We start from the raw sequence: 17,590 nt of genomic DNA, 5'->3' as shown, positions 1-17,590 counted from the left end.
ATTGTGAGTTACGCGCTACTTGGTTCGTGCGGGCACGCCCTTCTGCTCCAGCCGCCAGCGCAGGGTGTCCACCCGGTCCTGGCCGAAGAACGGCTCGCCTTCGAACACCATGGTGGGAACGCCCCAATGTCCGGCGGCCTCCAACTGGGCGTGGTGGTCTTCGACCTGGGCCTTTATCTCTTCGGGCTGGATGGCGGCTTCCATGTCCGCAAGATCAAGGCCGACCTCTGCAGCTGCTTTCGCAAGATGATCGCCCTTATCCCAATCGAGGGTGCCGCCCCAGATCACGGCTGATGCCGCGCGGGCAAAATCAATGCCCTTGCCACGGCGCTCTGCCTCAACGCCCAGGCCAGTGAGCCGCCAGATGCGGGGCTGATCCTCCGACACCTCGAAGGTCTCCCTGTCCTGAACAATCGGGTCCGGCTTAGGCCAGGTCATCGGGAGGCCCAGAAGCTCGGCCCGACGCAGTGAATCCATGACGATGTAGCGCGGGCGCTTCTTGTCATTCGCATCAAACACAGATGCCTTGTCACGTATGGCGATTGGCATCACCGGGCGCAGGGCCACGGTTACGTCAAAGTCCGCACGCAGGCGCAGCAGGTCCGGCGTAATCAGATAGGAGTAAGGGCTTCTGAACGACCAGAAGACGTCAATGTTCGCTGGCATATCTGCGTTCCTTCCTTTGGTGTTTGGTTTGATCTACGGGCGCCGTGCGGCCTGTTCGGCCAACATCTTGCTGGCCACGCGCTCGGCAACCATCACGCAGCCCAGATAGGTGTTGCCCGTCGGGATGGTGGGCATGACGGAGGCATCGGCCACCCGCAGGCCCTGGATTCCGTGAACCCGGCAATCCGCATCAAGCACCGGTCCCATGGGGCAGGTACTGGTCATGTGGTAGTAACTCAGGGTGAGACGCTCCAAGGCCTTGCTGACTGCATCAGGGGCTGTGAGATCATGGGGCTCTGCAGGCTGGCATCCCAGCTCCTGGGCATGGCTTGACCGTTCCCACGCATCGATCCGGTCGAAGCCGTGGCGAAGGCGCTCGGGCGCATCGTCAGGCAGAGGCGGTGCCGTGATGACTGGATCGGCATCCAATGTATCGCCCAGGCGCACGCTGCCGCGTCCGCTGGAGCGCATGAGGAAGACGGCCATCATGAAATCTGTCTGATCATCCGTCGGTGCAGGGGCAATGGGGAAGGCGTGATAGTCCACGTCTGTTCCGTTGGAGGCACCCACGAGCACTACCTGAGCCGGGCCGCCAACCCCGCCGCGCGGTCCGTCATGGCGATAGGGAATGCCGGGGCCCAAATGATCACTCATGGTGGCGCCGACAGGAAGGTCTGCTTGGAGCTTGATGTGGTGCTGCGACAGCTGATCCGCGGGTCCAATACCTGACCGCAGCAATACAACAGGCGAGGAGATGGCACCTGCCGCCAGGATGACTTCATCTGCCTCAACATGTTCGCCCGAGGTCAGGATGACGCCTGACGCACGACCGTTTTCCACTGCAATGGTTCCGACCTCCGCATTGGTACGGATCGTCAGGTTTTCCCGGGCACGCACCTGCGCCGTGAGATAGGCTAGGCTTGTGGTCAGCCGTTTGTCGTTTTCGTCAATCGTGACGGGGAACACACCAATGCCGGGGAGCTGCGACGGGTCATTGACGTCATGGACCGCTGCCTCACCATGATCGACCAACGCATCATAATAGGTGCGCTGAGCATGGCTGAGTTCGTCACGGCGCCACCGGCGGACCGACAGAGGCCCGGCATCGCCATGAAGGGGCGACGCGCCGAAATCCATATCGCGCTCGGCGGCAATGAATGTATCAGCCACATCCTGCCAGCCCCATCCGTCAAGGCCTGCTGCGGCCCAGCCGTCATAGTCGCCTGGCAATCCGCGCAGGGTGGCCAGACCATTGACGGCGGAGGTGCCACCGATGAGGCGCCCCTGCAGCATGGGGATGACGCCGGACTGGGTCGCCATGACATTGATGGCGATGGGGGTCGCACCTGACCATGCGTCTGCTGCAAGGGCTGGCTCAAGAACGTCAGTGCCGTAGGTATCATCGTCCGGGCCGGTTTCAAGAAGCGTGACGGACAGGTCCGCGGCCTCGCTGAGGCGCGCCGCAAGCACAGTGCCCGACGTGCCGCCGCCGACAATGACGATATGTCTGTTTTTCTGACCCATCGGGCGTCTCCGCAAAATAGCTGACCGTCTGAAGCGTAATTAGGTACCGTAACCTATATTTAGGTTGTATAACCTAATTCGTCAACACACCCTTCTCAGGGTATTTGGGAGACTCGCTGTTTTATGAAATCGCGCGCGAAGACTGCGGACCGGATTCTTGAAGCCGGACGCCGGATGTTCAACGAGAAGGGCTATGCCTCAACGACGTTGACGCAGATCGCACTGGCGGTAGGCATCTCGCAGGGAAACCTCACCTATCACTTCCCTACCAAGATCGACCTGGCGACAAAGCTGCAGGATCAGGCACGGCTGCGGACGAAGTCGCGCCGGGCCAGTCTCAAACCGGGCACCATTCAGGATGACTATGTGGAGCATCTCCTGTTTGGGATGGAGATCACCTGGGACAATCGGTTTTTGCTGCGAGACCGTGCGCTTCTGGCGGACCTTGCGACAGCCAACCAGCCTAACGCTGAAGAAGTGGCGGATTATCAGGAACTCGAAAGCCTGCTTAGACGGATCAAGAAAGATGACTTGTTCCGACGCGACCTGTCGATTGATCTGGATGTGCTGACCCGGTCGCTGTGGATCATCAGCCGTTACTGGATGGATTATCTGCGCGATTCAGAAGGGCTGCAGCAGATTACCTGGTCGGACCAGGAACGCGGCATCCAGCAACACTTCGCGGTCCTGCTCCCCTGCCTCACCGCATCCGCCAAGCGCGACTTCGAGGCCGCGCTCGAAAGCGCGTCAAACCAACCGGCGCTGCGGGAAGCAACCGGCTAGGCGGATTCCATTAGGTGGTGGCGCTCGGAGACTGGATTCCATCGAGGCATGAATGCCTCCGTGGCCGTTCGCCTTGGTCAAAGTCTGGCGTTGCCCGCTGTGCCATGAGACCCCTACTTGCCGTTCGTTGCTATTAAAACGAGTGCCGGATACGGTTATTGCGATCAACAATTGACGTGGGCGCATTGCTCACTGGCTTGATCTCTTAGGGGGAATGACGATGATACGCTTCGCATACAGAATAAGTAACAGTGTACTGGCCCACATGAATAGGGCATGGAAAGTGGTCATTCTGGCATTGAGTTTCTTTGGCCTGGCCGCACTGCCTGCGACTGCTCAGACCAATTCTCCCGAGCCGTATTTGCTCATCATATCTGTGACGGCTGAAAGTACCACGTTGGGCAGCGACGCGGATGAGGTCTATTTCTCGTTCAGTAATGGCGAACGCCATCCGGCAGGCACCAAGGCGATCCTGTCCGGCGAAACGTGGGAACCACATTACTTCACGAGCGCTGCTGAAGAGCTGAGCGTTTCTTTGATGGAACGCGATATGCTGGGTGCCGACGATGTCATCGGCACATTCAAGATCACTCCGGACAACGCATATGGTCGGTTTACGGAACGCATGGTTGGCGACTTTGCGTCTTACATCGTGATCTTTGAAGTGCGGCGCTAGGTGATTTTCATCACCTAGCTTTGCCCGTTCCTGCTTACTTTGGCTATCGAAGTGCGCGTGCGGGAATCCACATGCTCTTAACGCGGTCGCTGTCGTCCATTGCCCATTCAATTTCCTGGGCGGTGCACTGCAGCGGCTCGTTAAGCGGCTCGTCCGCCAGTATGTTGGTGCAAAAGTCCGGGTAGTCGCGAGACGGGTAGGAAAATTCAGCATCACTGCCATCTTCCTTGAGCGCATCTGCCACCCGTTGATAGAACGCCTTTGCCTCGTCGGCGCCCGTCAGGCCAACTGGCTGGATTGCCAGATCAGTCTTTTTGTCCGATGTGATTTCCCAGTTATCAGTGCCTGAGGCACTGGAATACCCAGCGTTGGCTCCGCCGGCCGGCCGCCGAAGGACCTCCGGGTCCGCCTGAAGTATCCGGCTGCACAGCAGCTTCAACGATTTTTTCACTTCGGCGGTGGCTGCGACCAATTTGTCGTCGGCGTCCTGAACCCTCACGACGGCTACTCGGCTTTGTGACCATTGATTGATCAGGTCAGCGCTGTGCTGCGTCAGGCACCGGAACCGCCAGTCTTCCGAATTCAGATCAGCGGGGCGATGCAGCTTCCACGAAATCAGATCCATGCTGTAGTGCCATTCGATCTTCTCTGTACCGCATTCAGAGCCGACTGGCTCTGACCGCTGGACATGAGACGCTGAGTAAGTGTCCCCGACCATGTGCATGAAGTTTCCGAATTTCCGGGCGCTCTGGTCTTTGTCCTTGTGAGCAAGAGAGACGCACAGAAACTGCGAGGCATTGAGAAGGATCTTGTTACGAACGCCCTGATTGGTGTCGTAGGCATAAATATCTACATCAAGCCGATTTGGCATTAAGTCACTTTCAGGTAGCCGCGTCGCTTTTGCGAGGGCTTCCTGATCAGATTTTGCGTCAGTGTATATCGGTGCCGTTGGATTCGGACTGCCATGGATCGATTGAGCAGCGATGCGAGTCGTAGAGATATTGCGCTGCTTGCCGTAGGAACCCGGTTCCACCCGCTGCTTGAGCATCTGAAATGAAGAGAAAGTAAGGTAGTCGGGTTCAACTACGCCTTTGGCCATCTCTTCCAGGACATCATCGGAAAGTTCAACGCCGTATTTGGCGACACAAATTCGGGCGCCGTCGGTAATCGATTTTTCGTGATTTTCCGGCGTATAGGCGGCTACAGACGTGACAGGTCCAAACGCAAGCGCACCAATGAGCGGGATCGCAAGCGGACGCAAATTGTGCAGAGGGAATAAGACCATGGTGTTTCCTTATGTTGCGTGCCGTATCTGGCCAGGCAACGCGCTTCTTTTGTGACCATCGGAAGTATCGACCAAAACGGACGCGACGTATGCCCCCAGACTTCCTCCAAGAATCAGGAGAGTCAATCTTAAGACGTAGACGGACGATGAAACGATCAAGGTCCACTGAGGAGCAGACCGTCGAGACCCTGCGAGAGCAGGAGAGCGAGGTGAATGCCTTGTTCATCGAACCAGACTTGCCCTGGAAAGATGAATACAACGAAAGCTTCAGCACGAATCTACGTGGCGGACGGATGAATGGGGACCCGTTCAACGATCTTTGGGATGCCGCATCCTCATCGCGCGGGCGGTGCCACTACAACCCTATGCGTCCCCATAGGTATCCTGGCGGCAAGCCACCAGCACCTGCAGCCATCTCGCTGGCCAACCTGGCTCCTTTTTGAGAAGTCCAATCAGTTGCACAAGAGGCGATCGCGCTGCATGGGCCTCGCCAAGAGACCTGATCAAGGCTACGCTCAAGATCACCGCTCCTATTTGAAAGCTATCCAATGACCACCAAATCTCGTCTGACGATCAATCGCCGTCTTGCCCTTGGTGGCGCATTGTCATTGCCGCTTGCAACATCCGCATGGGCAAGAACCGAAGTGTCATTGCCGCAAGACGCATGTCTTTCGGGACAGTCTCGCGTGAAAGCAAATGTCTATGAATTCGATTTGGACGGTAAGCCTGTTGAGTGGGACTATCCCTCCGGCAAAGCCTCTTCCAACGGATTGACCCTGAAAGGTCTGGGTTTGCAGAGGACCAGGTCTGAAAAGCAAACGAATTCAGGCTTTACAGATACGTCGGCGCTCGCTGACCGTTTTCTAAATATGGGCGAGTATGTTGACTGGCACCCAACGTCGTTGTGGGCGCTTCAATTTGGCGCAAAAGCCGCCATCGCCCTGGAACGCGATGAAGATGTCACAGCGGCGACTGAGATTTCGGATCAATTTTTTGCATACCAGCGGGTCGGGGGCGTGTACCCCTGCATGCTGAAAAAGGTTTCCAGTGATCGTGACTTCAGCGCGTTCATCAAGCCAGGGCAAGACTACTACATGGTGGACTACCATGCGCTCAGTACACTGAAGGATAATGACAGTGTCAGTAGCAGCGAAGACCATGGCGAAAAACAGAAGCGTCGATATGGCTACCAGCCCAAAGCCCTTTTTGTCTCCGCAGACGGAAAATTGAAACCTCTGGCGATTTTGGTCCGCCGTGGAAACAAGGCGGAACTTGTTGAGCCAGGAGATCCCAACTGGCAAATCGCGAAATTCATCGTCCAAAATGCTGACTTCAACCAGCATCAGTTGGTGGGACATTTGGGACGCACGCATCTTTGGATGGAAGCACTTGCCGTTTCGACCGGTATTTGCCTTCCGAAAGAGGTTCACCCGATCAGCAAATTGTTGAGGCCGCACCTTGAAGGCACCATCAACATTACGGATTTTGCGACGACCGACCTCATCAACATAAGCCCACAAAGGAACAATGGCGGAATATTCGATCACAACTTTACGGGCACGATGGCGTCCAACATTCAGCACATCGCTGAAGAGGTCTTCGGTCTTTATGATCAAGGCAAACTAAATTCAGATCCGCAGCTGGCCAAAAAGGTTAGCAACCTCTTCAACGAGAATATTTTCCCGCGTGAAATTACGAACCGTGGCGTTGGGCATTTCAGGACGGAAAAAATTAGTCGTGACGGTGAATCTTCCTCACCGCTGATCGATATTGATGTTCTACATGCCTATTCAGGCCCCGAAGGGACCGATGGACTCGATTTTTTCTATCCGTACCTGGAAGATAGTACCGTGCTGTGGAATGCGATCACGGATTGGGTTTGCCGTTATGTGTCGGCCTATTACGCGACTGATCTTGATGTCGAAAATGACTGTGAAATTCAGCTTTGGGCTCAGACAATTGTCAGGGACGGGAAAATTCCAGGCTTTGGCGAATACCAAAATGGGCGCACGGCCGAAGGCAAAATTTCGACCCGCTCCTATCTTGTTCAAGCTGTCTCTGAGATGATTTTCACAGCGTCTGCACAACACTCGGCCGTCAACTTTCCGCAAGCCGACTTTGGCCCTGTCATGCCTGCTGGCCTGTATCATGACTACTTTGGAGATGAGCCCGGAGCGCTGTCGGACTACCTTCCTAGTACACAGCATTTTACGGAAGTTATGGAGTTGTGGAGCGTGCTATCAGCCTCACAGTACACGACGCTCGGCAAGTACCATGACAACACGTCGTCAGGAAAGAAGCTGAGGTCCGTCAATGACTATTTCGACAACAAGTTCGTACGCGATTCATTGAAGCACTTCCGCCGCACTTTGGAAGGCATTGAAGAGTCGATATCAGAACGTGGGGCGGTCAATGGGTATCGCTACGACTATCTGCAACCGTCATTGATTCCCCAAAGCGTAAACGTTTGACCGGAGTGGCTCCGCTTGTCTCCGCCCTGGGGGCTTGCGCTGTCTAGTTGCCTTCGCCGCTTGCGCCCAACTGGCGCAGGCTCAAGGCCTGACGGGCTGTTCTTTCCATCATGCAGAAATCCCCGGAAATGAGGGATACTGTTCCGCCTTTGAAAACATGGCTCAAGGGACAGTAGCTCTGGACAAATTTGTTCCACAGGCGCTGCGCGTCGCGTAATTGCGTTTTCTGCTGGTCCGTGTCCAGCGATTCCATGACTGCGCGATAGTCCTCGTTGAGGAGGACGTCCCAAGCTGCAAACTCACGGTCGATGCACTGACGCATGGCAGCCGTTGTACCATTCTCCGGGCGGGCCATGCACTCATCTGTATACGTATTGATGCATGTCGTTGCGTCACGCCCTTCGCTTTCTGCCGCATCTAGGCAGGCCCCGATCGCGATGCCAGCTTCCGCATCAAGCATTTCGTTGTCTTCATCGCTGTTGCCGTGCATGGGAGCTATGGGGTCTTCGCCTGCAAACCTATCATCTGCATCCATCTGTGCGTCGGCTTCATTGGCCATTTCAAACAGCGTCTGGATGTCCCCCTGGCATTCAGGCAGCACCTTTTGCCATTGCGCTTCGCCAACCAGACACTCATTGGCCTGTGTATCACCGCATATGTCCGAAAAGTTCTGCAGGCATTTCTCTTCAAGCCCTTGGGCGAAGCCTAGTGTGGCGAAGGCTGTTGCGAACAACGCACCGCATAGCGTGGAGATAACATGTCGCATCGGCAATCACCCTTGTGTGTTCCTATTGGCGAAGAATCACGACTTAAAGATCAACCGCGACCATCAGAGAAAGACCGTGCATCCATTAAGGACCAGCGGTCAACTGCGAGCACGAAGCAAGCAAAGCTGGCGTCGGACACGAAGTTCTCGCTCACAGCAACTGCAAGTATTTAAGGGCCAAGCTATGGGAATGGTGCCCGGGGGCGGGATCGAACCACCGACACTGCGATTTTCAGTCGCATGCTCTACCAACTGAGCTACCCGGGCGAACCTGGCAAAGTGTCCTGATCGCGAATGCTGATCGGACGTGTTTTCCGCGTGAGGCGGAGCCGGTTGGAAACCGGAGCCAAGGCGGCGGTTTATAGGCAAATCCTGAGGTTAAGTCCAGTCATCGTGGTGCGATTTTGAGATCGTCTTTGGCGGGTGGGTCTGGAGGCCTCGATATGGATTTGAGCGGGCTAGTGCTTGGTCTCGGTTTCGCTCTGGGCGGCGGCCATATCCCACTCATCGGGCGGTTCCACGGCGGGAATGGCGTAGTGGCCCCCCAGCCAGCGGTTGAGGTCCACGTCAGCGCAGCGCTTGGAGCAGAAGGGGCGGTATTCCGTCACTATCGGCTTGCCGCAATTTGTGCATTTGGCCTTGGACACAGGGTTGGACATTGAAAGCCTGCCTACGCCATGACCGCCACGTCGATGTGGTGGCGGCGGGCGCCTTCCACAGCCGTAAGCGTAACATCCACACCCAGACGGGCGCGCAGTTGCGGCATCAGGCCTGAATCTTCAAGCCAGGTGACAATGTCCGGTGCTGTATGAAGTGACAGGGGCTGGCCGGGGTTTTCAACGGCGGCGGCTTCCGCGGCCCGTAGCGCTTCATAGGCGACTGTGGCCCGGGTCTTGTTGGCGTCGCGCCGGATAGGGTCCAACAGCAGACGGTCCAGCGGTTCGCGGACGCGCTTGCGGGTCATCTCGACGGTGGAAAACTCCGTCATCGGAAGAATCTGGGTTGGCGTGCGGTCACCCTCGAAGCCTGCTTCAAGGCGCGCCACAACCTCTTCCTTGTGGGCGTCTTCGGCCAGATGGATGAAGTCGATGATGACCAGCCCGCCGACACCGCGCAGGCGCACCTGACTGGCAATGGCGTCCGCGGCTTCCATGTTGATGCGGTGACTGGTCTGCTCAAGATTGGTTGATGCTGTGAAGCTGCCAGAGTTCACGTCCACCGCCGTCAGCGCTTCGGTGCGTTCCACCGTGATCCAGCCGCCGGACGGCAGATCCACACGAGACGAAAGGGCGGTCTCGATTTCGGCGTCCACGCCGTGCTCGGCAAACAGCGGCTTGCGGCTGGTGTGGTGCTTGAGACGATCTGCATAGCCGGGCATCACCGCGTCGCAATAGGCGCGCGCTTTGACGTAGGCATCGGCGTCATCGATCAACACCGACTTTGTGTCTTCATTCAGATGGTCACGCAGGACGCGCTGCACGGGACCGAGTTCCTTGAACACGGTGGCGGGGCCATTCATGCCCTTGGCGCGCTCTTTGACTTCGCGCCAGGTTTCCAGCACATGGCGGGCATCGCGCTCGACGGCGGCTTCGTCTGCCTGCAGCGCTGCGGTGCGGACGATCCAACCGGCCTTGGCGAGATCCTCGCCGGTTTCGCTGGCAGCAACATCGGCGCCGACACGCTCGACCAGCTCGGTCAGGCGGGCGCGGTCACCTTCATCTTCAATGCGGCGTGACAGGGCAACGCCGGGCTGATGGGGCACAAGGACCAAGAGGCGTCCGGGGATGGTGACATTGGCGGACAGGCGCGGTCCCTTGTCGCCGATCGGGTCCTTCAGAACCTGCACCAGAACCTTTTCGCCTTCGCGGACGCAGTCATTGATGCGGGGCATCTTGCCTGCATCGCGCAGTCCCATGAGTTCGCACAGGCATTGTGCTTCCCGCACGCCGAGGAAGCCGGAGCGCGGCAGACCAATATCAACAAAGGCAGCCTGCATGCCCGGGAGCACGCGCTCGACCCGGCCGATCATGAGGTTGCCGACCAGGCTGGCACCCGTCGTGCCGCCGGAGCACGGACCATGGGCGCTGTCATCGACGCTACGTTCGATCACCAGATCGCGCAGCATGCCGTCGTCAACGAGCGCGACGCGCGTTTCGCCGATGCCGACATTGATGAGAATTTCATCGCTCATGGAAGGTCTAAGACTCACGAATTTGTTTCAGCCCAAGTCTAGGCTGCAATTAAGGCAAAATACCAGTCAGGCCAAATCTGGCGGCGGATTAGTCGCCGGAAGACGCGACGTAACCGGCCCCGGTCAGCATATTGACGGTTTCCGCCAGAGGCAGACCAACAATGGCTGTGTAAGAGCCCGTGATTGACGGGATGAACGCCGATGCACGGCCCTGGATGGCGTAGCCCCCCGCCTTGCCCTGCCATTCCCCGGACGCCAGATAGGCCGTCACTTCAGCGTCACTCAGACGCTTCATATGGACCCGTGCCTCGACCACCTGCGCGGACACCTTGCCGCCGGGGGCCAGAAGACACACGCCGGTGAACACCCGGTGGGCACGGCCAGACAAAAGCGCGAGGCACTGGCGGGCCGATGCTTCGTCTTCGGTCTTGGGAAGGATGCGACGTCCAACGCCAACCACGGTGTCGGCTGCGAGGACGAAAGCGTCAGGGTGACGGGCTGCAACGGCGTTTGCCTTGTCGCGGGCCAGCCGCAAGGCATGGGGCCGCGGCAATTCAGTCTTGGCCGGGGTCTCGTCGATATCTGCGGGGTCTACACTGTCCGGGACGATGCCGGCTTGCGCGAGCAAGTCCAGGCGGCGTGGCGATGCACTTGCCAGAACCAGCTTCGCTGCCTTTGGGGGCGCGCGCAGGGGGGAGGCACGCATGATCGCGCCCTCACTCTTACTTGTAGCGATAGGTGATGCGGCCCTTGGTGAGATCGTACGGCGTCATCTCAACCAGCACCTTGTCGCCGGCCAGCACGCGAATGCGGTTCTTGCGCATTTTGCCTGCGGTGTGGGCGATGATCTGATGTTCGTTCTCAAGCTCCACCCGGAAGGTGGCATTGGGGAGCAGTTCAACGACTGTTCCTGGAAACTCGAGCAGTTCTTCTTTTGCCATTATGGCCTTTCCAGCGTCTCAACAGATTGGACAGGCGGAAGGCCAGCAAATGCGGCCCTCAACGCGTATGTCCGTGAATTGGGCCGGAGAATGGGCATTCGGGCCGGCAAAATCAAGATGGCAGCACAATCAGGCGGCAGAACCGTTGACGCGACTCAAATGTTCCCTCAATGTTCTCATCAAAATGAGGGAAATATGACATGCAGGGAAGTTGCTGCTGCGGCGCTGTGAAATTCGAGCTGACCTCACCGCCATCCATGATGGGGACCTGTCATTGCTCGCGGTGCCGCAAGGTAGGCGCGGGGGCGCTGGTGTTCGTCAAGAAAGACGACATCAAGTGGATATCCGGACGTGATGACATTCAGACCTATGCGCCATCACCGCCCTACAAATATGCGCGGTGCTTCTGCAAGGTCTGCGGCACGTCACTGGGCGAAATCCTGTCCGACGAGGACAGCTTCCCAATTAACGCCCATGTGCTCGATGAAGATCCCGGTGTGCGGAATCACTTTCATGAGTTCGTGGCGGAGAAGCCTGCCTGGTACGACATCTGTGATGACGCCAAGCAGTTTGAAGGGCATCCGGTTCAGTCCTAGGCGGATTAACCGCTCGGTGTCGGGCGCCAACCGAACCGCTCTTTGATGCGGGCCATCAGGGCGTCACGGACTTCGCGGTAGGCATTGAGGCGTTGCTCACGGGAGCCTTCTGCCAATGTGGGGTCGTGGGTCGGCCAGTATTCAACGTCAGCGGCCATGGTGCGTGTCAGATCAACGGCACTGTGCTGCGCTTGGGGTGTCAGGGACACGATGAGGTCGAAGCTTGTGTCTTCGAGCTCGTCAAAACTGCGCGGTTTGTGCTTGGTGAGGTCGATACCCAGTTCATCCATCACAGCGATGACGAACGGGTCCACCTGCCCTGCCCGCACGCCGACGGAATCCACATAGACATGGCGGCCATAGAGCAGCTGCATGATGCCTTCCGCCATGGGTGAGCGGACGGCATTCTGGCTGCAGGCAAACAGGATTGCGTCTGGCAGGTCTTCGCCATTGGGCCCACGCATGGCGCCCTAACCCTTCATGTGCAGAACACAGATGAGCGTGAAGAGCCGGCGTGAGGTGTCGTGGTCGATGGTGATCTTGCCGTCGAGCCGGGCCGTCAGAAGCTCCGCCCCTTCATTGTGCAGGCCCCGGCGCCCCATATCGATGGATTCGATCTTGGACGGTGACGCAGACCGGATGGCCTCGTAGTAGCTTTCGCAGATCAGGAAGTAGTCCTTGATGATCTTCCGGAACGGCGAAAGGGAGAGAATCACCTTGCCGTGAGGATCTTCCGCCTCGTTGCGGATATCGAACACCAGCCGGTTTTCCTCAATGGCAAGATGCAGGCTGTACGGCCCGCCTTCGCTGCCGACAGGCGCAAAGGTGTTTTCTTCCAGCAGATCAAAGATTGCGACCTTGCGCTCATGCTCGATCTCCGGCGTCCGCCGCACGACGCTGGCCTCGTCGAGCACAATAGATGCGATCCGCTTGGTCGGATCGGGCGTCTGCTCGGATGTGGGTTCGTCAGTCATGGAAGGACCAGAAGAAATGAAGTGCGCTCGCAGTCTATGCGTTCCGGCGCACATAACCTAGTGCGCCGCTAGGTAAAGGAGGCATGTCGGCCTCGCGCCAATGCTGCCTACCGATTGAGACGGATCGACACCGAACGACCGTGCGCCTCAAGACCTTCTGCATCGGCCAATGCGACGGCTGCCGGGCCAATACGGCCCAGACTGTCTGCGTCACATTTCACCAGCGAGGTGCGTTTCATGAAGTCGAGCACGGACAGGCCAGATGAGAATCGAGCAGAACGGGCCGTCGGCAGCACGTGGTTGGTGCCAGCCACATAGTCGCCCACAGCTTCGGGCGTGTACCGGCCAAGGAAGATCGCGCCCGCGTGGCGGACCTTGTCGGCCAGCGGGTCAGGATCAGCCACCGCCAGCTCCAGATGCTCCGGGGCCAAACGGTTCACCAGCGGAACAGCCTCGTCCAGAGAGGGCACGGTGATGATTGCGCCATAATCATGCCAGCTGGCGGAGGCTGTGTTCTCACGCGAGAGCTGCTTGAGCTGACTGGCCACGGCTGCTGCCACATCATCTGCACACTGAGCATTATCGGTAATCAGAATGGATTGAGACGACGGATCGTGTTCCGCCTGGCTGAGCAGATCTGCGGCCAGCCATGCGGGATCGTTCTCCCCGTCGGCGACAACGAGGATTTCTGACGGGCCGGCGATCATGTCGATGCCGACGGTGCCGAAGACCTGACGCTTGGCGGCGGCCACATAGGCGTTGCCGGGGCCAACGATCTTGTCGACCGGCGCAATCGTATCCGTGCCATAGGCCAGCGCTGCCACCGCCTGCGCACCGCCAATGCGATAGACTTCGGTGACGCCGGCAAGCTTTGCTGCGGCAAGCACAAGCGGGCTTTCCACACCATCGGGCGTCGGCACGACCATGACGACGCGATCCACCCCAGCCACACGGGCAGGAATGGCATTCATCAGGACGGATGAGGGATAGGCCGCGGTGCCGCCGGGCACATAGAGACCTGCAGCATCCACCGCAGACCAGCGGTGACCCAGCTCGACGCCTGCTTCATCGGTGAAGCGCATGGATTTTGGGAGTTGCTTGGCGTGAAACGCCTCGATGCGGTCTGCTGCCAGCTTGAGCGCGTCCAGCGTTTCAGCGGGCACATTGGCGGCGGCAGCGTCCAGACGATCCTGCGGGATGCGCAAATCATCGGCACCGGCAAGGCTGAGCCGGTCAAACTTGTTGGTCAGATCAATGACGGCCTGGTCACCGCGCGCGCGCACGTCTGCAATGATGGCGGCGACGTCAGTGTTGACGTCCACAGCCGTCTCCCGCTTGGCGGTGAGAAGCTCTGCAAACTGCGCTTCAAAATCGGCGCTACGCGCATCAAGGCGTCGGGGCTGAGATCGTCCGGTCATGTCAGTCACTTGGGTTGGGGGCGCTGGTAAGCGCGGGTCAGGCGTCTAGATCGTGTTCGGGCTTGGATGTGGTTTCCCACGGCTGCCCGATATCGGTCAAATGGCCCTCAAGGCACTCCACGTCCAGTGCAATCGTCCCGCCGCCGGCAAAATCAAATGTGATCGTGCCCGAAGGGTCCTCATCGCCACCGGTGGCCTCAAAGCGGATGGCGAGAAGCTCAACCACCGCGTCCTTGGCTTCCAGCCGGATATTCTGGGAGCGGACGGCCAGAACGTCGTCAAAATGCACGCCGGTGCGGATGCGCGAATGGCGTTTGGGACCAAGCTTTGCGGTGCCTTCTGCTTCCCAGCGGAACCGGTTGAAGACCGCTGCAAACCGCCGACGCTTCTTTTCATAGGCAAAATCACCCACCGCCGTCACGGCATCCTGGAGATGGGCGGACAGCACGGCGAGGTCTTGCTCGTCTTCGATGCGCAGCAGAAGCGGTTTCATGATCTATCCGGGCAACTATCCAGGAAGGCGTGAGATATCAGCACCACAGGCGGAGAGCTTGTCTTCGAGACGCTCAAAGCCACGGTCCAGATGGTAGACGCGAGAGATAATTGTTTCCCCCTCCGCTGCCAAGCCCGCAATGACCAGCGAGACCGACGCCCGCAGGTCCGTTGCCATGACGGGCGCACCGCGCAGGGATTTGACGCCGGAGACAATCGCCCGGTCGCCATGCAGGGACACGAGCGCACCAAGGCGGGCGAGCTCCTGAACATGCATGAAGCGGTTTTCAAAAATCGTTTCGGTCATCTGGGCATTGCCGTCGGCCATGGTCATCAGCGCCATGAACTGGGCCTGCAGGTCCGTCGGGAAGGCCGGGTATGGCTGGGTGACGATGTCCACAGGCGTCAGCGGTGTGCCTGAGCGGGTGATGCGGATGCCCTTGTCCGTGTGGTCCACGGTGACGCCAGCGGCTGACAGGGCCTGAAGGGCTGCTTCAAACAGGCTGGGGTCGGCGCCGGTGAGCGTGACGTCGCCGCCGGTCATGCCTGCGGCCATGGCGTAGGTGCCCGCTTCGATGCGGTCACAGATCACAGCCACTTCGGCGCCGTGCAGCTTGTCCACGCCGGTGATGCGCAGGGTGGAGGTGCCGATGCCGTCAATCTTGGCACCCATGGCGACGAGGCACTCGGCGAGGTTGGTGATTTCCGGTTCGCGGGCGGCGTTTTCGATCACCGTTTCGCCCTTGGCGAGGACGGCAGCCATGAGCACATTGTGGGTCGCGCCAACGGACGGCATGGAGAAACGGATTTCTGCGCCCTTGAGCCCGCCCTTGGTGCTGGCGATCACATAGCCCTTGTCGAGCTCGATGTCGGCGCCGAGTTTTTCCAGACCCTGAAGGTGCAGGTCCACGGGGCGGGTGCCGATGGCACAGCCGCCGGGGAGCGAGACATCAGCCTCGCCGCAACGGCCCAGCAACGGACCCAGGACCCAGAAGCTGGCGCGCATGCGCGACACCAGTTCGTAGTCGGCGTGGGTGCTTTCAATTGTCTTTGCGGTCAATCGAAGCGTGCGGCCGCCGGGGCGGTATTTAGTGTCGGGACCAAAGCCCGCCAGGCGCTTGGCCTGATCAGCACCCAAAGACAGGCGGCCTTCGGTGCGCGTTGTCAGTGTTTCCCACTCGCCGCTTGAATTCATCACGTCAATTTCGACGCCCAGCTCCGCCAACAGGCGCGCCAGGGTGGCGATGTCAGTCAGGCGCGGCAGGTTGGTGAGCACAAGCGGCTCATCAGTGAGCAGGCTGGCGATCATCAGCGGCAGGGCAGCATTCTTTGCGCCGGAAATGGGGATGATCCCATTCAGCTCATAGCCGCCGGTAAGCCTGATCCTGTCCATGACGCGTCCTTGCGGAAAGTGAGAAGTGGGCGATGTGCCGTGGGAATACGGCACGGGTGAGGCGCAAAGCTTAACCAAGAGGTCTTGTTGTCCGGTTAGCGCCTGGCCCATCAGTCCTGTTTTGTGGTGGGCTTGTCTGCTTCAGAGCCTGCTTCGGCGGCACGGGCCTTGGCCTGCTGCTTGCGGCGCTGCAGATTGGCCTTCAAGGCCGCCGCCTGACGGGCCTGACGGTCTGCAAAGTCATTGCCGTGGCGCGTATTGGGCGCACCGGGCTCGCGGCCGCTGGCACGGGTCTTTGATTTCATCACCATTTGGGTGTGTCCTGACGGTTCTACCCCGCAGGTTTCCTGCTCATGGGAGCAGGGTCGGGGCTGGATTGCGCGCGATCCTGCAAATGTGGCCGGGTCCGGTCAAGGGGGGATCAGCCAGACCTGTGCGCATGGCTTTGGCACCCGCCAGACGAGGTGCCCGCTGATTGTGGAAAAGCCCTATTGCAGCGCGAAACACCTTATGGCAGTTTCCGGCCTCCTTTGGGGGGCGTTAACCGAATTCTTCCGGTTTCAATGCAGTGTGCCCGCTCCAATGGTTAAGCCGCGGTAGCTCAGTGGTAGAGCGCACCCTTGGTAAGGGTGAGGCCGGGAGTTCAATTCTCCCTCGCGGCACCATTTTTTACCTCACGCGCGCAGCGCTCCGGTGGGGCGGCGCAATAAGCGCCGGCACCCGGTCGGGTGCTTGCGACGGGCAGAATACCCGTCGCCGAGGTCTTCCTCTCCGACTTGTTTTACCTCACGCGCGCAGCGCTCCGGTGGGGCGGCCCATAAGCGCCGGCGCCCGGTCGGGTGCTTGGGTTCATCCCTAACATTGTCACACGCGCCTAGCGCTCCGGCAGGGCGGCCCAATAAGGGCCGGCACCCGGTCGGGTGCTTGGGGGCCTGCCGGAGGGGTGCGGTTGAACGTGACGCCTAGCGACGCCAGCGTCCGGCAATCCAGACATAGCCGCCGGGGCGTTTGTCCCATCGACCGGCGACCCAGGTGCCCTTGGGGTTTGAGACCCAGCGACCACCGACCCACACATGCTTGCGGCCGTTCCAGCGCCAGTAGCCATCTGTCCAGACGGCGCGGGCATTGGGGCGTGCGGGACGTGTGGTCACAACCCGGCGTGTCGGCGGTGCGACACGCACAACCACATTGGCCTGGGCAAGGGTGATCTTGGCGGCCGCATGGCGTGGCGCGGCAGAGGCCTGCGACGGCGCAAATGTCGCCGCCGCCACAAGCGCGGACGCGGCCACAACCGCCGCAGAAAGAGCGCGTCGAGATACTTGAAGATAAGACGTCATGGCTGTTCTCCTGACTGAACGTGAGAGGCACACACGACATCTTCAACGGGTGGGGGGCAGGAGTCCGTCGAACCAGG

The 17,590-nt window shown here is 59.2% G+C and carries 20 protein-coding genes and 2 tRNA genes; 6 read left to right on the top strand and 16 right to left on the bottom strand.

Going from position 1 to position 17,590, the window contains the following annotated elements; genetic code table 11:
- Nucleotides 1-15: 15 nt before the first annotated feature.
- Both ABXH05_RS10095 and ABXH05_RS10090 read right to left on the bottom strand, forming a co-directional pair.
- Nucleotides 16-666, bottom strand: coding sequence for a 2-hydroxychromene-2-carboxylate isomerase (locus ABXH05_RS10095; RefSeq protein WP_353560888.1), 651 nt, complete (start codon nt 664-666; stop codon nt 16-18).
- 33 nt (nt 667-699) lie between these two features.
- Nucleotides 700-2,190, bottom strand: coding sequence for a GMC family oxidoreductase (locus ABXH05_RS10090; protein ID WP_353560887.1), 1,491 nt, complete (start codon nt 2,188-2,190; stop codon nt 700-702).
- Nucleotides 2,191-2,313: 123 nt separating this feature from the next.
- Here ABXH05_RS10090 and ABXH05_RS10085 point away from each other — a divergent pair, with 123 nt between their 5' ends.
- Nucleotides 2,314-2,973, top strand: a complete 660-nt coding sequence (locus ABXH05_RS10085) for a TetR/AcrR family transcriptional regulator (RefSeq protein ID WP_353560886.1) — start codon at nt 2,314-2,316, stop codon at nt 2,971-2,973.
- 220 nt (nt 2,974-3,193) lie between these two features.
- Entirely contained in the window at nt 3,194-3,649 is a 456-nt protein-coding gene (locus ABXH05_RS10080) for a hypothetical protein (RefSeq protein ID WP_353560885.1), read from the top strand.
- A 43-nt stretch (nt 3,650-3,692) separates the two neighbouring features.
- Here the strand turns inward: ABXH05_RS10080 and ABXH05_RS10075 are convergent, their stop codons facing one another.
- Nucleotides 3,693-4,934, bottom strand: coding sequence for a hypothetical protein (locus tag ABXH05_RS10075; protein WP_353560884.1), 1,242 nt, complete (start codon nt 4,932-4,934; stop codon nt 3,693-3,695).
- A gap of 146 nt (nt 4,935-5,080) precedes the next feature.
- Between ABXH05_RS10075 and ABXH05_RS10070 the strand changes: the two genes are divergently transcribed.
- Together ABXH05_RS10070 and ABXH05_RS10065 are read left to right on the top strand one after the other, a co-directional pair.
- Nucleotides 5,081-5,377: an integrase core domain-containing protein gene (locus ABXH05_RS10070; protein WP_353560883.1), complete on the top strand. Its 297-nt coding sequence runs from the start codon at nt 5,081-5,083 to the stop codon at nt 5,375-5,377.
- Between the two features lie 105 nt (nt 5,378-5,482).
- Entirely contained in the window at nt 5,483-7,405 is a 1,923-nt protein-coding gene (locus ABXH05_RS10065) for a lipoxygenase family protein (RefSeq protein WP_353560882.1), read from the top strand.
- 43 nt (nt 7,406-7,448) lie between these two features.
- Here ABXH05_RS10065 and ABXH05_RS10060 read toward each other — a convergent pair whose 3' ends face one another.
- The 6 genes from ABXH05_RS10060 to infA all read right to left on the bottom strand — a co-directional run bounded on the left by ABXH05_RS10060 (nt 7,449) and on the right by infA (nt 11,303).
- A complete protein-coding gene (locus ABXH05_RS10060) occupies nt 7,449-8,171 on the bottom strand; it encodes a lysozyme inhibitor LprI family protein (protein WP_353560881.1) in 723 nt (240 codons plus the stop codon).
- 191 nt (nt 8,172-8,362) lie between these two features.
- Nucleotides 8,363-8,438: transfer RNA gene (locus ABXH05_RS10055), tRNA-Phe, on the bottom strand.
- Nucleotides 8,439-8,629: 191 nt separating this feature from the next.
- Complete coding sequence (locus tag ABXH05_RS10050) at nt 8,630-8,830, bottom strand: DNA gyrase inhibitor YacG (RefSeq protein WP_353560880.1); 201 nt, start codon at nt 8,828-8,830, stop codon at nt 8,630-8,632.
- Between the two features lie 11 nt (nt 8,831-8,841).
- The gene (locus tag ABXH05_RS10045; RefSeq protein WP_348137310.1) at nt 8,842-10,362 is read right to left on the bottom strand and encodes an Rne/Rng family ribonuclease; all 1,521 of its coding nucleotides are present in this window, start codon (nt 10,360-10,362) and stop codon (nt 8,842-8,844) included.
- Between the two features lie 88 nt (nt 10,363-10,450).
- Complete coding sequence (locus ABXH05_RS10040) at nt 10,451-11,068, bottom strand: Maf family protein (RefSeq protein WP_353560879.1); 618 nt, start codon at nt 11,066-11,068, stop codon at nt 10,451-10,453.
- 16 nt (nt 11,069-11,084) lie between these two features.
- The gene (infA, locus tag ABXH05_RS10035) at nt 11,085-11,303 is read right to left on the bottom strand and encodes a translation initiation factor IF-1 (protein WP_043948365.1); all 219 of its coding nucleotides are present in this window, start codon (nt 11,301-11,303) and stop codon (nt 11,085-11,087) included.
- A 200-nt stretch (nt 11,304-11,503) separates the two neighbouring features.
- Here infA and ABXH05_RS10030 point away from each other — a divergent pair, with 200 nt between their 5' ends.
- Nucleotides 11,504-11,899, top strand: coding sequence for a GFA family protein (locus ABXH05_RS10030; RefSeq protein WP_353560878.1), 396 nt, complete (start codon nt 11,504-11,506; stop codon nt 11,897-11,899).
- Between the two features lie 5 nt (nt 11,900-11,904).
- Here ABXH05_RS10030 and ABXH05_RS10025 read toward each other — a convergent pair whose 3' ends face one another.
- The 6 genes from ABXH05_RS10025 to ABXH05_RS10000 form a co-directional block, all read right to left on the bottom strand.
- Complete coding sequence (locus ABXH05_RS10025) at nt 11,905-12,363, bottom strand: arsenate-mycothiol transferase ArsC (RefSeq protein WP_348137303.1); 459 nt, start codon at nt 12,361-12,363, stop codon at nt 11,905-11,907.
- A 6-nt stretch (nt 12,364-12,369) separates the two neighbouring features.
- The gene (locus ABXH05_RS10020; protein ID WP_348137301.1) at nt 12,370-12,873 is read right to left on the bottom strand and encodes a UPF0262 family protein; all 504 of its coding nucleotides are present in this window, start codon (nt 12,871-12,873) and stop codon (nt 12,370-12,372) included.
- Nucleotides 12,874-12,980: 107 nt separating this feature from the next.
- Nucleotides 12,981-14,291, bottom strand: coding sequence for a histidinol dehydrogenase (gene hisD, locus ABXH05_RS10015; RefSeq protein WP_353560877.1), 1,311 nt, complete (start codon nt 14,289-14,291; stop codon nt 12,981-12,983).
- A gap of 37 nt (nt 14,292-14,328) precedes the next feature.
- Nucleotides 14,329-14,784, bottom strand: a complete 456-nt coding sequence (locus ABXH05_RS10010; RefSeq protein ID WP_353560876.1) for a DUF2948 family protein — start codon at nt 14,782-14,784, stop codon at nt 14,329-14,331.
- Nucleotides 14,785-14,799: 15 nt separating this feature from the next.
- On the bottom strand, nt 14,800-16,176 hold the full coding sequence (murA, locus tag ABXH05_RS10005) for a UDP-N-acetylglucosamine 1-carboxyvinyltransferase (protein ID WP_353560875.1): 1,377 nt from the start codon (nt 16,174-16,176) through the stop codon (nt 14,800-14,802).
- A gap of 110 nt (nt 16,177-16,286) precedes the next feature.
- Nucleotides 16,287-16,487 (bottom strand): hypothetical protein, encoded by a 201-nt coding sequence (locus ABXH05_RS10000; protein ID WP_353560874.1) that lies wholly within the window; start codon nt 16,485-16,487, stop codon nt 16,287-16,289.
- Nucleotides 16,488-16,766: 279 nt separating this feature from the next.
- Between ABXH05_RS10000 and ABXH05_RS09995 the strand changes: the two genes are divergently transcribed.
- A tRNA-Thr gene (locus ABXH05_RS09995) sits at nt 16,767-16,841 on the top strand.
- Nucleotides 16,842-17,138: 297 nt separating this feature from the next.
- Here ABXH05_RS09995 and ABXH05_RS09990 read toward each other — a convergent pair.
- On the bottom strand, nt 17,139-17,513 hold the full coding sequence (locus tag ABXH05_RS09990; protein ID WP_353560873.1) for a hypothetical protein: 375 nt from the start codon (nt 17,511-17,513) through the stop codon (nt 17,139-17,141).
- Nucleotides 17,514-17,590 lie beyond the last annotated feature (77 nt).

Origin of the sequence: Pyruvatibacter sp. HU-CL02332 (genome assembly GCF_040362765.1) — a bacterium.
In the GTDB taxonomy this organism is placed as follows: Bacteria; Pseudomonadota; Alphaproteobacteria; order CGMCC-115125; family CGMCC-115125; genus Pyruvatibacter.
This window is presented reverse-complemented; position numbering and strand designations above follow the sequence as displayed.

Coding starts and splice junctions, on each gene's coding strand:
- ABXH05_RS10025 (WP_348137303.1), bottom strand. CDS start 12,363: ATGCGTGGGCCCAATGGCGAAGACCTGCCAGACGCAATCCTGTTTGCC.
- ABXH05_RS10050 (WP_353560880.1), bottom strand. CDS start 8,830: ATGTCCAACCCTGTGTCCAAGGCCAAATGCACAAATTGCGGCAAGCCG.
- ABXH05_RS10045 (WP_348137310.1), bottom strand. CDS start 10,362: ATGAGCGATGAAATTCTCATCAATGTCGGCATCGGCGAAACGCGCGTC.
- murA (WP_353560875.1), bottom strand. CDS start 16,176: ATGGACAGGATCAGGCTTACCGGCGGCTATGAGCTGAATGGGATCATC.
- ABXH05_RS10090 (WP_353560887.1), bottom strand. CDS start 2,190: ATGGGTCAGAAAAACAGACATATCGTCATTGTCGGCGGCGGCACGTCG.
- ABXH05_RS10070 (WP_353560883.1), top strand. CDS start 5,081: ATGAAACGATCAAGGTCCACTGAGGAGCAGACCGTCGAGACCCTGCGA.
- ABXH05_RS10095 (WP_353560888.1), bottom strand. CDS start 666: ATGCCAGCGAACATTGACGTCTTCTGGTCGTTCAGAAGCCCTTACTCC.
- ABXH05_RS10075 (WP_353560884.1), bottom strand. CDS start 4,934: ATGGTCTTATTCCCTCTGCACAATTTGCGTCCGCTTGCGATCCCGCTC.
- ABXH05_RS10080 (WP_353560885.1), top strand. CDS start 3,194: ATGATACGCTTCGCATACAGAATAAGTAACAGTGTACTGGCCCACATG.
- ABXH05_RS10085 (WP_353560886.1), top strand. CDS start 2,314: ATGAAATCGCGCGCGAAGACTGCGGACCGGATTCTTGAAGCCGGACGC.
- ABXH05_RS10000 (WP_353560874.1), bottom strand. CDS start 16,487: ATGGTGATGAAATCAAAGACCCGTGCCAGCGGCCGCGAGCCCGGTGCG.
- ABXH05_RS10065 (WP_353560882.1), top strand. CDS start 5,483: ATGACCACCAAATCTCGTCTGACGATCAATCGCCGTCTTGCCCTTGGT.
- ABXH05_RS10030 (WP_353560878.1), top strand. CDS start 11,504: ATGCAGGGAAGTTGCTGCTGCGGCGCTGTGAAATTCGAGCTGACCTCA.
- ABXH05_RS10060 (WP_353560881.1), bottom strand. CDS start 8,171: ATGCGACATGTTATCTCCACGCTATGCGGTGCGTTGTTCGCAACAGCC.
- infA (WP_043948365.1), bottom strand. CDS start 11,303: ATGGCAAAAGAAGAACTGCTCGAGTTTCCAGGAACAGTCGTTGAACTG.
- hisD (WP_353560877.1), bottom strand. CDS start 14,291: ATGACCGGACGATCTCAGCCCCGACGCCTTGATGCGCGTAGCGCCGAT.
- ABXH05_RS10010 (WP_353560876.1), bottom strand. CDS start 14,784: ATGAAACCGCTTCTGCTGCGCATCGAAGACGAGCAAGACCTCGCCGTG.
- ABXH05_RS09990 (WP_353560873.1), bottom strand. CDS start 17,513: ATGACGTCTTATCTTCAAGTATCTCGACGCGCTCTTTCTGCGGCGGTT.
- ABXH05_RS10020 (WP_348137301.1), bottom strand. CDS start 12,873: ATGACTGACGAACCCACATCCGAGCAGACGCCCGATCCGACCAAGCGG.
- ABXH05_RS10040 (WP_353560879.1), bottom strand. CDS start 11,068: ATGCGTGCCTCCCCCCTGCGCGCGCCCCCAAAGGCAGCGAAGCTGGTT.